A 14,808-nucleotide genomic window follows, 5' to 3' on the forward strand; every position below is an offset into this window, starting at 1 on the left:
CTAGCCGCTTTGCATCGTATCTCAAATCGTATATTATCGGTGACGCACGTCGCAAGTGACACAGATCGCAGTTCGAATGGCGAGGGTCTGAACAGTGCAGTTTCATCATCACGGTTACGTGTCCACCGACCCGCGAGTCCAACCAGCTGCCGGTGTCGGCCTCGATAGACCGGACGAACTTCCCGACGACGTCGACGTGCTCATCGTCGGCACCGGCCCGGCGGGCATGATCACCGCCGCTCAACTGGCTCAGTTTCGCACCGTCGTCACCCGTATCGTCGAACGGCGCCCGGCCCGCCTGGCCATCGGGCAGGCGGACGGCATCCAGGCGCGCAGTGTCGAGACGTTCCAGGCGTTCGGGTTCGCGGAGCGCATCATCGCCGAAGCCTTCCGCATCACCGAAATGGCCTTCTGGAAGCCGGATCCCAACGATCCGGCGCGGATCGTCCGTGCGGCGCGGACCCTGGACGATCCGACCGGCATCAGCGAGTTCCCACATCTGCTGGTCAATCAGGCTCGGGTGCTCGACTACTTCGCCGAGGTGATGGCCAATGCGCCCACGCGGATGCGGCCCGACTACGGATACGAGTTCCGCGACCTCGAGATCACCGACGGTGACTATCCGGTGCGCGTGACATTGGTCCACACCGCGGGCGAACGAGAAGGGCAGTCGCGCACGGTGCGCGCGAAGTACGTGGTCGGTGCGGATGGGGCGCACAGTCGGGTGCGCGCCGCCATCGGCTGTATACCGAAGGGGGATAAAGCCTTCCATGCGTGGGGCGTGATGGATGCGCTGGCCGTGACCGACTTCCCCGATATCCGCACCAAGTGCGCCATCCAGTCAGGTTTCGGCGGAAGCATTCTGCTCATCCCGCGGGAGGGCGGCTATCTGTTTCGCATGTACGTCGACCTGGGCGAGGTCGCCGAGGACGATAACGGCGAGGTGCGCACCACGGGCATCGAAGCAATCATCGAGCAGGCCAACGCGATCCTGCATCCGTACACGCTCGACGTTCGGAATGTGGCCTGGCACAGCGTTTACGAGGTCGGCCATCGGGTGACCGACCGCTTCGACGACGTGCCGGTCGACGCGGTGGGCACCCGGACGCCGCGGGTGTTCATCGCCGGCGACGCCTGTCATACCCACAGCGCCAAGGCCGGGCAGGGCATGAATGTCTCGATGCAGGACGGATTCAACCTCGGCTGGAAACTCGGCCATGTGCTGTCGGGCCGCAGCCCGCAAGCCCTGCTCGCGACGTATTCGGCTGAGCGACAGGTGATTGCGCAGCATCTCATCGACTTCGACCGGGCATGGTCGAGCATGATGGCCAAGCGCCCGGAGGAGTTCGAGTCGCCGTCGGAGCTCGAGGACTTCTACGTCAAAACCGCGGAATTCCCGGCCGGATTCATGACCGAGTATCAGCGGTCGATGATCACCGGCGCACCGACCCATCAGAGACTGGCCAGCGGTTTTCCGATCGGGAAGCGCTTCAAATCGGCGCCCGTCGTTCGGGTCGCCGACGCTAATCCTGTCCACCTCGGGCATCACCACAGAGCCGACGGTCGTTGGCGCATCTACGCTTTCGCTGCCGATCCGACCGCCGTGGGGATCGATGTCTCGGCGCTCGACCGGTGGGCGCAGTGGCTCGGCACGTCGTCCGAGTCTCCTCTGGTCGCGTATACGCCGAAGGACGCCGATGTCGACAGCGTCTTCGACGTGAAGGTGATCTATCGACAGGGACACACCGGCGTTGACCTCGGCACTGTGCCAACGACTTTCCTGCCGGCAGTCGGGCCGTTTCGTCTGGTCGACTACGAGAAGGTGTACGCGACCGACCCGCAGGTCGACATCTTTGCCGAACGTGGCATCGATCGCCGCGGCGCTGTGGTCGTCGTGCGTCCGGATCAGTATGTGGCAGCGGTTCTTCCGCTCACCGCGACCACGGAATTAGCCGAGTTCTTCGACAAGATCCTGCTGTCGCCGCCGGAGTTCTCATGACATGGGATGGCATTATGTCTGAAACGCTGCACAGTAACGCGACGGTGTGGACAGCCGACGAATCGGCACCGCACGCCTCGTCGTTCCTGGTCCGGAAAGGCATCATCGTTGCGCTGGATCCCACGACCGGCGAGCTGACCGGTCGCGAGACCGTGGTCGATCACGATGGCGCGTTCGTCATGCCGGGCCTCGGTGACGTGCACACGCACCATCTCGTGGCAGGCCGCGCCGACCTGTTCGAGTTGGCATTGGACGCGACCGCATCACTTGACGTCGTACTCACGTCCGTCGCGGAATGGGCAGCCGATCTCGACGGCGAAGCCTGGGTAGTCGGCGGAGGCTGGGGAAGCACACTGGCGCAATCTATTTCGACTCCTGATGTGCTGCGTCGTCTCGACCGGGCCGCCGGGGGACGGCCGGTGCTGCTTCGCGATGACAGCTGCCACAACCGATGGGTCAGCTCGCGCGCCATGGAACTGGCGGGTATCAGCACGTCCAGCCTGAATCCCGTGGACGGCGAGATCGTGCGCGATCAGGTAACCGGCGAGCCGGTCGGTCTGCTCATCGAATCGGCGCTCATTCCGGTGGAACGGGCGTATGCGGCGTCGCTGGGCGACAGCACCGCGCTCGACGCCGCGGGCTGCCGCAGAGCCATCGACCTGCTGCACGGCTTCGGCATCACGCACTTTCAGGATGCCGCGGCGTCGTTGCCGATGCTGCGCGCGCTCGCCGACCTCGACCGTCGCGGCGATCTGCAGGCCTGGGTCGTGACATCGGCGCAGATCAACGATCGGATCTTCGGGACGGACCCGATCGGCGCCCCGCTGCTCGACGCTGCCGAACGGTATCGGACCACCCATCACCGGCCCGACTTCGTCAAGATCTTCCTCGACGGCGTGCCCACCTCACGCACCGCGCTGTTCCTCGAGCCATACCTGCCCGACGCGGAGCACGGGGACAGGTGGGTGGGGGAGAGTGCGATGACGCCCGCTGAACTCACCGGTTGGCTGCTCGAGGTGGCCCGGCGAGGGCTCGGCGCCAAGGTGCACTGCACCGGAGACGGCGCTGTCCGAATGCTGCTCGACGCGGTGGCCGAGATCCGCGCCGTCGGTCATGCCGACACCATCGTGCAGCTCGCGCACGGCGAGTACATCGCCGAGGCGGATCTGCCTCGGGTCGCCGAGTTGAACGTCGTCGCGGATCTTTCACCGCCGCTGTGGTTTCCAGGTGTCATCTTCGAGGCGCATTGCCAGTGCCTGCCGCGTGATCGCGCAATTCGGATGTGCCCCAACAGGACTCTGCTCGATTCGGGCGTGCTGCTGGCCGGCGGCTCGGACTGGCCGGTCACGCCGAGCCCGAATCCGTGGATCGGCATCCAGGGCTTGGTAACTCGGGCCGACCCCACCGGGGCGTTCCCCGGGACCCTGGGGGCCGAGCAAGCGCTGACGGTGACCGAGGCGCTGCGGGCGTACACCATCGGCGTCGCGCGGGCGAGCGGACTCGGCGCTGTCGCCGGGTCGCTCACGCCGGGCAAGTCCGCCGATTTCACTGTCCTGGACCGCGATCCGTTCGCGATCGACCCGGCCGAACTGGTCGACATCAAGTCCGTACAAACCTGGTTCGCCGGACATCCGGTCCACCACGCGGCGCAGTAGTCAAGGAAGCAGCATGGATACGCCCTCGATCGACTTTCTCTACCTGTCCGAACCCGACATGATCGCGGCCGGAGTCACCGACATGCCCGCCTGCGTCGACGCCATGCAGGAGACCTTCGTGCTGCTGCACCGGGGCGACTACCGGATGGCAGGGCCGAACAGCGACTCGCACGGGGCGATGATCACGTTCCCGGACGACTCGCCGTTCCCGAATATGCCCGCCAATACCGCGGAACGACGGTTCATGGCGATGCCCGCCTACCTCGGCGGTAGCTTCGGCACCAGCGGGATGAAGTGGTACGGATCGAATATCGCCAACCGCGACAAGGGATTACCGCGTTCGATTCTGATGTTCCTGCTCAGCGATACCGATACCGGTGCACCGCTCGCGCTCATGTCGGCAAATCTGTTGTCCGCCTACCGAACCGGCGCGGTGCCGGGGGTTGGTGCTCGGTTGTTGGCGCGCCAGGGCGCACGCGTGGTCGGCATTGTCGGCCCCGGTGTGATGGCACGGACCTCGCTCGCCGCCTTCGTCGCGGCCTGTCCGGAGCTCGATACCGTCAAGATCAAGGGGCGCGGTCAGGGCAGCATCGACGCCTTCATCAAGTGGGTTGCCGAGGAGTTCCCCCAGCTCGAAACGACCACCGTGGACACTATCGAGGACGCGGTACGCGACAGCGATATCGTCACCTTCTGCACCACTGGTGTGCCCGGTGATCCCGCGAATTATCCGACCGTCGTTCGTGATTGGGTGCGGCCGGGCGCGTTTCTGAGCATGCCCGCCCCGTGCGACATCGATACGTCCATGCAGGCGCCGGATGTCCGCAAGGTTGTCGACAACGTCCGCCTGTACGAGGCGTGGGCCGCGGAAACCGGGTACCCGTCGCACAACACGATCCCGATCATCGGGTGCAAATTCATGGACATGATTCATGACGGGGCGATGCGCAAGGACGATCTGGTCGATCTCGGCGCGATCGCGGCCGGAGCCCAGGTGGGTCGCCGCGATGACGACGAGATCGTGCTCCTCTCGGTCGGCGGTATGCCCGTCGAGGACGTCGCCTGGGGAACGGTGGTGTATCGAAACGCCGTGCGACGGGGGATCGGCACCACCTTGAACCTGTGGCAGTCGCCCGCACTGGCATGACAGCGGAAGGATTTAGCAATGGATGCTGACGTAGTTGTCATCGGATTGGGCAGCGCCGGTTCGATGGCGCTGTGGCAGTTGGCAAAACGCGGTCTCGACGTGATCGGTATCGAACAGTTCGGTATCGGCCACGCGCGCGGCTCGTACTCCGGGGACTCGCGACTGTTCCGTTCCGCCGTGCACGAGGGGCCGCGGTACGTGCCACGGCTGCGGCGAGCGCGCGAGCTGTGGCTGGAGTTGGCGCGGGAAACCGGCAGGCGCCTCTACGACGAGTGCGGCGCGTTGCAGATCGGCCCGGCGGGCTCGGGCGGCATCGCCAAGTCCATCGCCTCGGCCGAGCAGTTCGATTTACCGCACGAGGTGCTCGACGCGGCGGCGTTGCGCGCGCGGTACCCGCAACACCGCGTCGACGACGACACCGTCGCTGTGTTCGACCAGCACGCGGGCAGTCTGTATCCCGAGGCGAGCGTGCTCGCCGCCGTCGACGCGGCGAAAGCCCATGGTGCGCGGGTGATTACGAACGCCGAGGTCACCGACTTCGACGAACGCGGCGGTCGGCTGGAGCTGGTGACGCCCGAGGTCCGGGTCACCTGCGCCAAAGTTGTGGTGGCAACGGGATCTTGGACCCTTCGGCTCCGGCCGGATCTCCAAGGATTCCTGCAGATCCTGCCGCTGTCGCTCACCTGGTTCATGCCACATCATCCCGAGTGGTTCACCGCGGATCGCTTTCCGGTGTTCATCCGCGACGAGGACGGTGTGCACCTGTACGGGACACCCAGCCACGACTCCTACAGCGTGAAGGTGGCGACGGAGCCGCTGTGGGCCGCGATCCCGTCACCGGACGACATCCCGGTGTTCAGTCGCGACGACCTACGCCGAATCAGCACGTGGGCAACGAAGTTCATCCCCGATCTGAACCCGGAGCCGGTCCGCTACTCGATGCATCACGACCTCTGCGCGCCCGGCGACCTGCCGCTCGTCGATCTCGACGAGGACACCGGAATGATGCTGCTCACCGCGTTTTCAGGACGTGGCTTCAAATTCGCGCCGGTATTCGGCGAGATCGCCGCCGATCTCGTTACCGGAACCTCAAATATGCTCTGGGAGCCCAGTTTTGCGCTGTCCGCGCACCCGAGGTGACTCAGGACTTCGCTCGGCGGTCCTGCGGCGCGGTACGTTCGGCGATGGCACGTAGCGTGCCGAGTTTGTGGTCCCTGGCGGCGAATTCGATCTCGCGCACATCGGCGCCGGTCTCGATGAGGTCGACGAGATGCTCGTGTTCGGCGATCGATCCGTGCGCGCGGCCGGGCACGAACGCGAACGAGGTCCGGCGCACCCGGTCCAGCCGGGCCCACTCGGCTCCCGCCAGCGCCCGGATGTGGGAATTGGGACAGCGCCGCAGAATCACGTCGTGGAAGCGGTGGTTGAGCTCGGTGAAGGCGGCCGGGTCGAAAGCGGTCAGGGCCTGCGACATCTGCTGGTTGAGGGTGCGGGCGCGGGCGATGTCGGACTTGCGCATCCGCGGGGCCGCCGCGGCGGTCGCGTACCCTTCCAACACCGCCAAGGTCTGCATGGCCTGCTGATACTCACCGGTTTCCAGATGCGCCACGCGCGCACCGACATTCCGGATGAACTCGACGTACCCCTCGGCCTCCAACCGGCGCACGGCCTCGCGCACCGGCACTGGGCTCACGCCGAACTCCCTGGCGAGCTGCTCGAGCACGAGGCGATATCCCGGCCCGTACTCGCCTGCGACGATGCGGGACCGGATGAGCTCGTACGCGGCCTCGTGTTTGGATCCGGCATCGCCTTCCATAACCATGATTCTGCGGCCGTTTCGCCGCGCGGCATCGCGCAGCCGGTGTCCATCCGTTGACTTCACGCGCACACTGTCGCGGCCGGACCTGCGCCGAGACCGGACAGGCAGCGACGATCCATCGGGTGACGGATTACGACTTGCACGCCGACTACATCGTCGTCGGCGCGGGCACGGCTGGTTCGGTGGTCGCGCGCAGGCTGCTCGACCGCACCGATGCCACCGTGCTGGTGCTCGAAGCGGGCCAGGCCGATACCAATCCGGCCATTCACGACCCGCAGCGGATGCATGAATTGTGGCATGCGGCCGAGGATTACGACTATTTCACCGTCGCCCAGCCGCACGCGGCCGGTCGTCGCCTGCATATACCGCGCGGGCGGGTGCTCGGCGGTTCGCACGCCCTCAACGCGACCATCTACGTGCGGGGCAACCCGGCCGACTACGACTCCTGGGCCGGGTGCGGCGATCCCGGGTGGTCGTGGCGGGAGATCGAACCGCTGTTCCGGCGGATCGAGCGTTACGACCGCGACGACTCCGGGGTCAAAGGCACCGCCGGAATGCTCGATGTGCTCAGTGACTATGCGGTCGATCCGATCCAGGAGGCCATTCTGGCAGCAGCCGAGCAGGCCGGGGTGCCCGCCAATCCCGACTACAACAGCGGGGTGCAAGACGGTGCGGGGCGGGCTCAGTTCACCCTCCGCGACGGACTGCGCAGGACCACCGCCGATGCCTATCTCAAACCGGTACTGGGCAATTCGAGGCTGAGCGTGTGCACCGGCGCGCGGGTGCATCGCATCCTGGTGCGGCAGGGCCGGGCTGTTGGCGTGACCGGCAGCATCGACGGCCACCCATTTCGGGCATCAGCGCAGGCCGAGCTGGTGTTGACCGCAGGCGCGATCGATTCGGCCGCGTTGCTGCTGCGCTCGGGTATCGGGCCCGCCGACGAGCTGCGGGCGGCCGGTATCGAGCCGATCGCCGATCTGCCTGGTGTCGGCCGAAACCTGCGCGACCATTGGCTGGTGCCGGTGATCTTCAGCGCCGAGCGCGAGATCGTGCACACACCGGGGCTGCCACACGCGCAGACACAGCTGTTCTGGCGCAGCGAGCCGGGTCTAGCGGCGCCTGATGTGCAGCCGCTGCATTTCAGCGTCCCGCTGTACGAGCCGTGGATGTCGGGGCCCGGCAATGGATTCTCGCTCATGGCCGGACTGATTCGACCCGACAGCGTCGGGCGGCTCACCGTGGCCGGTGCCGAACGGCCGACCCTGATCGACCCGAAAGTGCTTGCAGCGCCGCCGGATCTATACCGATTGGCCGACGCGGTGGAGCTGTGCAGGCAGATCGGTGCCGCGCCCGCGCTGCAGGCATGGGGCACGGTCGAGCAGTATCCAGGCCCCGGGGTGCGAGCGGGCACGGACCTGCGCGACTACATCCGTCAGACAGTCATCAGCTACCACCATGTGAGCGGGACATGTGCGCTCGGCGTTGGCCCCGAGGCGGTAGTGGATCCCGCCCTGCGGGTGCGTGCGGTAGCGGGACTGCGGGTCGCCGACGCGTCGGTGATGCCGACCATCACGACCGGCAACACCAACGCGCCAACCATGGTCATCGCCGAACGAGCCGCGGACTTGATGGTGCCCCGGTAGGACGAATCCGCGTGCCCGGCAAGGCACAGCGGGTTACCCGATCACGCCCAGTCCGCCGATTGCGTTAGCGGCGAGTGCGTGCGCCGGGCAGCACGGGGTGATGACGGCCCGACAGGCATTGACGCTGCACTTGATTGCGTCGGTGTGGTGGCGCGAATGTGTTTGTCCGGCAGGGCATGGTGGGTTGTCCGGTGCGGCGTGGGCCGCCGATTCCCTGGGGGTGCGGGTGTGTGCGCCGGGCGGTGCGGGGTAGTGACGGTTCTGGCAGGCATTGACAGCGCACCCTGATTGCACCGGTGCGGTGGCGCGAATCTGCTTGTCCCGCAGGAGCACAGTGAATTATCCGGTACTGCACGGGGCCGCCGATTCCCGGGGCATGGGTGTGTGCCGGGCAGCGTGGGGTGATGGCGGTCCTGACAGGCGTCGAGGGTGCATCTGATGGTGCTGGTGCGGTGGCGCGAATATGTTTGTCCCGCAAGGCACAGTGGGTTGTCTGGTATTGCACGGGTCGGCGATTCCGCGACTGGCGGGTGTGTGCGCCCGGCAGCATGGGGCGATGACGATTCTGACCCGTATCGGTGCAGCCAGCGACCGCGCCGAGACGTGCTCGCCACTGGACCTGGTGGTCGACGACCCGGCGAGCTTTCGTGGTCGCGTCCGCGGGCACGCGGCGGGGGAGTTGGTGTTCGCGGAGGTGTCTGTGATCGCGCACCGTGCGGTCCGCGACGGCATCGAGGCGTATTACAAAGTGCTGGTGCCGGTTCAGGGGAACTGCCTGCTGAACCAAGGCGGACGTCAGGTTCGGATCGGCCCGAGTGACGTTGCGGTGCTGGATATGTCGCAGCCCTACCGGATGCTGTTCGACACCGCCTGCCGCTTGCGGGTCGCTGTGTTTCCGCACCGTGTGCTGCGGCTGCCGATGGCCGGAGTCGACGCGATCACCGCCACCGCGCTGTCGCAGTACCCCGGGACCGTGCTGCTGTCTGCGCTACTGGCTGGAATGAATACCCGCACAAACGAATTCGGAACTCTCGAGCTACTGCGGCTGGCCGACACCGTCATCGACCTAGTGACGACTTCGCTGGCAGCGCACATAGGCACAGATCCGGCGGCAACCACCGGCGGCGTGTTATCCCGAGTCAAGGCGTTCCTCGAAAACCACCTCGACGACCCAGAACTCTCTCCGGCGATGGCAGCGGCCGCCGCACACCTGTCACTCGGCTACCTGCACAAGCTGTTCCGCGCCGAGGGGGCCACAGTGTGCGGGTGGATCCGCCAACGACGACTCGAATGCTGCCGCGCCGACCTGACCGATCCCGCCCTGTACGAGCTCACGGTCGCCGCCGTGGCGGCACGGCGCGGCTTCGTCGACGCGGCCCACTTCAGCCGGTTGTTCAAACTGACCTACGGCATGCCACCTCGCGAGTACCGAATCCTCAACGGAATAGGCAACTTTCCGCTGCCTGATGCTGGTGACTAGACGAGATTTGGATGGCGGGTCATCACCGTCGGTGTGGGCAGCTCCGGGAGGTCGATCGTCATGACACGTTTTTTGCCGGAGCTGTCCGCGCCTGTCTCTTTCAGTGATTGAGCACGTGTGCAAGGACCCCTGTGGTGTCCGATTTCGCTGGTGCCGCCGAGGTTTGGTTGGTGGAGACTCTTCGTGAAGGTGTACGCATCCTTTGTATTACCTGATACTGCTGAGCGCGTCGTGTGCCGTACCCGTCCTTCCCCGTACGGTCAGGCGCGCGGTGCGGTCTTCCTGGCTGGCCGGCTGTGGTGGCGTATCGAGACCTTCGGAAGACAACTTCGGTGCGCAATCGCCGGTTCCAGCGCCGTTTCGTGCCCGCCGTTGCGCGACAAAGGCATTCAGAAAATCGAGTCGAGTCAAATGGTCGCTACTTGCTCTTCAACAACGACCTTTTGACTCGACTCGATCCCGCGAACGACATTTGACTCGACTCAACGCAGCCACGACGACTTGACGTACAAAGCGTCCTCTTGACGTAGGTTGCAGCGTGCGTCAAGAGGTCGGAACGTACGTCAAGTGCACTGCATTGACTGGAATCGGCATCACCGACTACGCCGAACCCGACTTGCTCACCGGCCCAAGACTCTTGAGGGCAGGAACACGGCTGGACGCTGAGGGTATTGGGCGCCGGGGCGATGCAGCAAATCTCGGAAGTGGCGCCGGTCGTCGAACATGACGTCGCGAAGGATCAGTGTGGACCAGGGGCGTCGAGATCTTCGACGGCAGCGTTTGATCGGACAGCCGGATCGTGGCTGGGCTGGGGGGCCATCGGTAACACTTCGCGAGTCGCGTGGAAGAAATGGTTGCAATAGGCAATCACTGTCGTACATGGTTCCATCGGTGATTGTGAAGTGCAACCGCTTGGCCGATCGGAGTATCTGATGTCCCTTGTCCGGATCCACAACTTTTCTGTCTCACTCGACGGCTTCGCCACCGGTGAAGGCCAAGCGCCCGAGGTGCCGTTCGGTCATGCGGGCGAACGGCTACACGAGTGGATGTTTGCCACTCGGTTCGGCAATCGGATGTTCGGCAATCCGGGTGGCAGCATCGGCGCGGACAACGCGTTCACTGAACAGTTCATGCCCGGAATCGGCGCCGAGATCGTGGGAGGGGGCCGTTCGGACTGTTGCCGCGTGGCCGGATAGGAGGTTCGACCGGAATTGTTGAATACTAACCGTTTTCGAATCGTTTGTTGAACACCGGCCGGTGTGGTCGTTCTCGCGATCTCGGCTGATCTGGTCGGTGTTCAACAAACAATCGATTGTCGATGGAGCGCGTAGATAGCCTAGACCTGCGGCCTAGCCTGGGCCTGTGCAGGTGTAGCAATAGGATGGGCAGGGACTGCTGCTGCAGCCGATTGGGCGTGCCTGCTTTTTATCCTTTTTTCCTTTGTCCCCGCTCTTGCTCTTGTCCTCGCCGGTGCCTTTGCTGTTGTCTGGCTTAGCCTGCTCGATGGGCCTGACCGGGTTGACGGTGGCATTGCCACGACTAGAGACGATGTTTGCTGAAACGGCGGGCAGACCATTGTCAGCCTGTGCGGTTGGAGTGGAGATCGCCAGCGTGGCGGCGGCGAGGAAGCACGCAGTCACGCCGGATAGTGCGGCCGTACGCAGACTCATATGTAACTCGTTTCTACGAGGCGGACTCGCGGGCTGGATGGCAGTCCGCGGTCCAGTGGTTACGGTACGACCGGATATTCGTTTCAGGTGGTAGGTATGGATGGGTAGTGCTCCTCATACCATCAATACGATCTCAGCTTCGGTCGCGCGGTCCCACTCGATTCAGGGCCGCATGGCCGCCTGGACCGCTGCGGTGTCGGTGAACTGTTCGAAGCGTACGACTGTTGCAGCAGACAGCCGCCACACGTGGACGAACCGTGCAGTCATCCAGTTCCCGGTCGCCCGGAACGTGCCGGAGTAGTTGCCGATTCCGATGACGATGCCGGTTCCGGCGCCCGCGATCTCGTCGACCGCGGCGGTGTAGCCGTCCCATTCGGCGGCGATGCGGGCGAAGACGTTGTCGCGCACCGCATCCGGGCCGATGTAGGTGCCTGCGTAGGGGAAGCCGGCCATCTCGGTCCACGCCACGTCGGCGGCCAGTGGGGCGAGCATGCCGGGGAGGTCGCCGCGATCGGAGGCCGCGTAGTGGGCCGTGATCACCTCGAGGTCAGGGTTCATACCGTCTCTCACCTTCAAATCGGTTGTCCGTCTTGGGGATACTGCACTCGGCCGAGGCTGGTGATGTGGGCGCCGCCGGGGGCGTTGCGCACTGCGCCGCCGTGGCCGATGCCGAAAAACTTTCCGGTGGAACGCATCGCGGCGAGATCGTAGAGCCAGGTCGCGGCGACGGGGATCAGGAATTCGCGGAAGGTGAATACGTAGAAGTCGTCCGCCAGTTTCCAGGTGGTGGCCAGGTCCACGTCGCCGTGACCGCGTTGTTCGCCGACCAGGCATTGCCAGCAGTAGCGTTCGGAGCTCAGGTAGACGTGCTCGTAGAGATGGTTCGGGCTGTACCGGTACAGGGCACGCCAGCCCACGAGATCGCGGGTGGGACCGGGGATGTGGCCACTCGGGGCGCGTCCGTCGCCGGGATCGACAACCCCGGCAACGAACCGCTGCGACACCTGCGGGACACCCGGAGTCGGTTGCTCGGCGATAGTCGACTCGATCGTCACGGTGCGCGCCGTCGGCAGGTGCAGCACCGTGACCTCGCTGACGTGCGGCCGGTCGGCGAAGGTCTGGTCGAGAAAGAACACCTCGGGGCAGACCTCGATCGCCTGATACCAATCGGTGCCCGAATCCGAATCGCGCGCCCACCGCACCTGATCGGCGGAGCGGAACCGCAGCTCGGTCACCACCTCGTCGGACCGGCGCAGCAGCCACCCTTGGCCGGTCAGCCGATCGGTCGGCGATATCCGGTTGCCGTCGATCCCGGCGGCGAAGTCGTCCATCTCCTTCCAGTCAGCAGGGGACCGATCCGGTACTTCGGCCATCGTCATCTCCTCATTCGTTGGGCGCGAACGCAATCGTGGGCAGGTCGACCGCTGAAGCACCCGCATCAGCGACCACTACCGAACCGGTCATCGCGGCGGAATCGGCCGACAGCAGGAACGCGATGATGGTCGCGATCTCCTCGGGCTCCACCGGCCGCCCCAAAGGCGTGTCGCGGGTGACCAACCGGTACGCGTCCTCGCGATCGATACCGCGTTGGGCGGCAAGCACATCCATCTGCTCATCGGCCATGGCGGTGCGCACCCAACCGGGGCACAATGCGTTCACCCGCACGCCGTCGCGGCCGTAGTCGCGGGCCAGCGACTTGGTCAGCCCGATCAACGCGTGCTTGGCGGTCACGTAACCGGCCACCGCCGGTCCCGCGAACAGCCCGGCCAGCGACGACACCACCACGACCGAGCCGGCCCGCGCACGCAGGTGCGGTAATGCGGCGCGCACGGTCACGAACGCGGTGGTCACATTGGTCTGCATCGCGAGCTGCCAGTCGTCGTCGCCGGTTTCGCCCACCGTGCCGAGGCCGTGCCCGCCCGCGTTGGCCACCACCAGATCCAGGCGCTCGTAGCGATCGATCGCAGCGGCCACCATCTGCTCGACGTCGGCGGTGTCGGCGGCATCGCCTGCCGCGACCAGCGCGGCGTCGCCCAGTTCGGCGGCCACCGCCGCGAGCGGTTCGCGCCTCCTGCCACACAGCACCACCGCCGCGCCCTCCGCGACCAGTCGCCGGGCGGCGGCCGCGCCGATGCCGGTGCCGCCGCCGGTGATCAGGGCGACCTGGCCCGCCAATCGTTTCGTCATGTCCATGCCGGATCTCCGCATCGCTGTTGTCGCGCCGACGGTAACCGGCGCGATCCGGCGAATTCGAGCGCTGCCTGCACCGGGTGTTCTGGCGGACAAGGACTGTGCACGCAGGGACAAGGGATCTCGGGCCCCGGTGCCGGAAGCTGGTTCGCACATCCGACGACAGGAACGCCCGTGACCGCCAATGACACCGAACAGCGTGAACCGGCCGCCGCCCCGCCCGGTATCGCACCCATGGTGCGGCGAATGCTGCACACCGAGTCCAACAGTGTCCTGCTGGCCACCGTGGCCCTGGTGGTCCTCATCGGCGTGCTGCACCCGGACTTCTTCAGCGCGGGCCAGATTCGCGACGTGTTGCAGAGTTCGGTGTACGTCGGGTTGCTCGCCGCCGGGATGGCGTTCCTGCTGGCGATGCGCGAGATCGACCTGTCGGTGGGTGCCGGGTTCGGGTTGTCGCTGATCACCGCGGCGGTGCTGATCCGGTCGGGGCTCAACCCGTGGCTGGCCGCGGCCGCCGCGATCGCGTTCGGTGCGTTGCTCGGTCTGATCAACGCACTCGTCGTGCAGGTGATCGCGATCCCGGCGATCGTCGCGACCCTGGCGACCATGCAGGTCTATCGCGGGCTGGCGGCGGCGTGGAGCAACGGCCAGCAGGTGAACGGATTACCTTTGGACAGTGCGTTTTTCACGGTGGTCGGTGGCGATCGGCTCGGACTGCCGGTAAGCGTGTGGGTGTTGCTCGTAGTCACCGCCGTCCTCACCGTGCTGCTGCGCCTGACACCGTTCGGCTATCGGGTCCGGTCCATCGGATCCAACCCGGAGGCGGCCCGGTTTTCCGGCATCTCGACGGCCAGGACGCGGCTGCTGGTGCTGATGGGCGTCGGTGCGCTGTGCGGGCTGGCGGGCGTGCTCGGGCTGGCGTTCTTCACCTCGGGTGACCCCAACGTCGGCACCGGGTTCGAGTTGCAGGCCATCGCGGCCGCGGTGATCGGCGGCACGCCGCTGCGCGGTGGCAGTGCGACGGTCGTCGGCGCGGTCGCGGGCGCGGTGCTGCTGAGCGTGGTGTCCAGCGGCCTGGTGTATTTCGACATTCCGGTCAACTGGAGCGCGTTCGCCAGTGGGGTTGTCGTGCTGATCGCGGTGGCCATCGACAGCCTGCTGCGCAGCCGCCGTCGCGCCAAACGGTCCGAATTCGGGCTCTAGCG

Annotated in this window: 13 protein-coding genes; 8 read left to right on the plus strand and 5 right to left on the minus strand. The window is 65.8% G+C overall.

Going from position 1 to position 14,808, the window contains the following annotated elements; genetic code table 11:
• The first annotated feature begins 94 nt into the window (after positions 1–94).
• The 4 genes from ABZ942_RS28430 to solA are packed head-to-tail and all read left to right on the plus strand — an operon-like array spanning position 95 to position 5,941.
• Positions 95–1,999 carry an FAD-binding monooxygenase gene (locus ABZ942_RS28430; protein ID WP_357387175.1) on the plus strand — a complete coding sequence of 635 codons (1,905 nt, stop codon included), beginning with the start codon at positions 95–97 and terminating at the stop codon, positions 1,997–1,999.
• Positions 2,000–2,013: 14 nt separating this feature from the next.
• Positions 2,014–3,654, plus strand: a complete 1,641-nt coding sequence (locus tag ABZ942_RS28435; RefSeq protein WP_357387177.1) for an amidohydrolase — start codon at positions 2,014–2,016, stop codon at positions 3,652–3,654.
• Between the two features lie 13 nt (positions 3,655–3,667).
• The gene (locus ABZ942_RS28440) at positions 3,668–4,801 is read left to right on the plus strand and encodes a tyramine oxidase subunit B (protein ID WP_357387179.1); all 1,134 of its coding nucleotides are present in this window, start codon (positions 3,668–3,670) and stop codon (positions 4,799–4,801) included.
• 18 nt (positions 4,802–4,819) lie between these two features.
• Positions 4,820–5,941, plus strand: coding sequence for an N-methyl-L-tryptophan oxidase (gene solA, locus ABZ942_RS28445; RefSeq protein WP_357387181.1), 1,122 nt, complete (start codon positions 4,820–4,822; stop codon positions 5,939–5,941).
• Between the two features lies 1 nt (position 5,942).
• Here solA and ABZ942_RS28450 read toward each other — a convergent pair whose 3' ends face one another.
• The gene (locus ABZ942_RS28450; protein ID WP_357387183.1) at positions 5,943–6,683 is read right to left on the minus strand and encodes a GntR family transcriptional regulator; all 741 of its coding nucleotides are present in this window, start codon (positions 6,681–6,683) and stop codon (positions 5,943–5,945) included.
• Positions 6,684–6,742: 59 nt separating this feature from the next.
• Here ABZ942_RS28450 and ABZ942_RS28455 point away from each other — a divergent pair, with 59 nt between their 5' ends.
• From ABZ942_RS28455 to ABZ942_RS28465, 3 genes are all read left to right on the plus strand, one after another.
• A complete protein-coding gene (locus tag ABZ942_RS28455; RefSeq protein WP_357387185.1) occupies positions 6,743–8,263 on the plus strand; it encodes a GMC family oxidoreductase N-terminal domain-containing protein in 1,521 nt (506 codons plus the stop codon).
• 556 nt (positions 8,264–8,819) lie between these two features.
• Positions 8,820–9,743, plus strand: coding sequence for a helix-turn-helix domain-containing protein (locus tag ABZ942_RS28460; protein ID WP_357387187.1), 924 nt, complete (start codon positions 8,820–8,822; stop codon positions 9,741–9,743).
• Positions 9,744–10,675: 932 nt separating this feature from the next.
• Positions 10,676–10,939: a hypothetical protein gene (locus tag ABZ942_RS28465; RefSeq protein ID WP_357387189.1), complete on the plus strand. Its 264-nt coding sequence runs from the start codon at positions 10,676–10,678 to the stop codon at positions 10,937–10,939.
• A gap of 153 nt (positions 10,940–11,092) precedes the next feature.
• Here ABZ942_RS28465 and ABZ942_RS28470 read toward each other — a convergent pair whose 3' ends face one another.
• From ABZ942_RS28470 to ABZ942_RS28485, 4 genes are all read right to left on the minus strand, one after another.
• Complete coding sequence (locus ABZ942_RS28470) at positions 11,093–11,413, minus strand: hypothetical protein (RefSeq protein ID WP_357387191.1); 321 nt, start codon at positions 11,411–11,413, stop codon at positions 11,093–11,095.
• Between the two features lie 162 nt (positions 11,414–11,575).
• Entirely contained in the window at positions 11,576–11,971 is a 396-nt protein-coding gene (locus ABZ942_RS28475) for a nuclear transport factor 2 family protein (protein WP_357387193.1), read from the minus strand.
• Positions 11,972–11,985: 14 nt separating this feature from the next.
• A complete protein-coding gene (locus ABZ942_RS28480; RefSeq protein WP_357387195.1) occupies positions 11,986–12,786 on the minus strand; it encodes a molybdenum cofactor biosynthesis F family protein in 801 nt (266 codons plus the stop codon).
• 10 nt (positions 12,787–12,796) lie between these two features.
• Entirely contained in the window at positions 12,797–13,606 is an 810-nt protein-coding gene (locus tag ABZ942_RS28485; protein WP_357387197.1) for an SDR family oxidoreductase, read from the minus strand.
• Positions 13,607–13,777: 171 nt separating this feature from the next.
• Between ABZ942_RS28485 and ABZ942_RS28490 the strand changes: the two genes are divergently transcribed.
• On the plus strand, positions 13,778–14,806 hold the full coding sequence (locus ABZ942_RS28490; protein ID WP_357387199.1) for an ABC transporter permease: 1,029 nt from the start codon (positions 13,778–13,780) through the stop codon (positions 14,804–14,806).
• Positions 14,807–14,808: the final 2 nt, after the last annotated feature.

The organism is Nocardia sp. NPDC046473 (assembly GCF_040645995.1).
Lineage (GTDB): Bacteria > Actinomycetota > Actinomycetes > Mycobacteriales > Mycobacteriaceae > Nocardia.

Bases quoted from the DNA above. Each gene is read 5' to 3' on its own strand.
- ABZ942_RS28435 (WP_357387177.1), top strand. From the start codon at position 2,014: ATGTCTGAAACGCTGCACAGTAACGCGACGGTGTGGACAGCCGACGAA.
- ABZ942_RS28440 (WP_357387179.1), top strand. From the start codon at position 3,668: ATGGATACGCCCTCGATCGACTTTCTCTACCTGTCCGAACCCGACATG.
- solA (WP_357387181.1), top strand. From the start codon at position 4,820: ATGGATGCTGACGTAGTTGTCATCGGATTGGGCAGCGCCGGTTCGATG.
- ABZ942_RS28460 (WP_357387187.1), top strand. From the start codon at position 8,820: ATGACGATTCTGACCCGTATCGGTGCAGCCAGCGACCGCGCCGAGACG.
- ABZ942_RS28465 (WP_357387189.1), top strand. From the start codon at position 10,676: ATGTCCCTTGTCCGGATCCACAACTTTTCTGTCTCACTCGACGGCTTC.
- ABZ942_RS28470 (WP_357387191.1), bottom strand. From the start codon at position 11,413: ATGAGTCTGCGTACGGCCGCACTATCCGGCGTGACTGCGTGCTTCCTC.
- ABZ942_RS28475 (WP_357387193.1), bottom strand. From the start codon at position 11,971: ATGAACCCTGACCTCGAGGTGATCACGGCCCACTACGCGGCCTCCGAT.
- ABZ942_RS28480 (WP_357387195.1), bottom strand. From the start codon at position 12,786: ATGGCCGAAGTACCGGATCGGTCCCCTGCTGACTGGAAGGAGATGGAC.
- ABZ942_RS28485 (WP_357387197.1), bottom strand. From the start codon at position 13,606: ATGGACATGACGAAACGATTGGCGGGCCAGGTCGCCCTGATCACCGGC.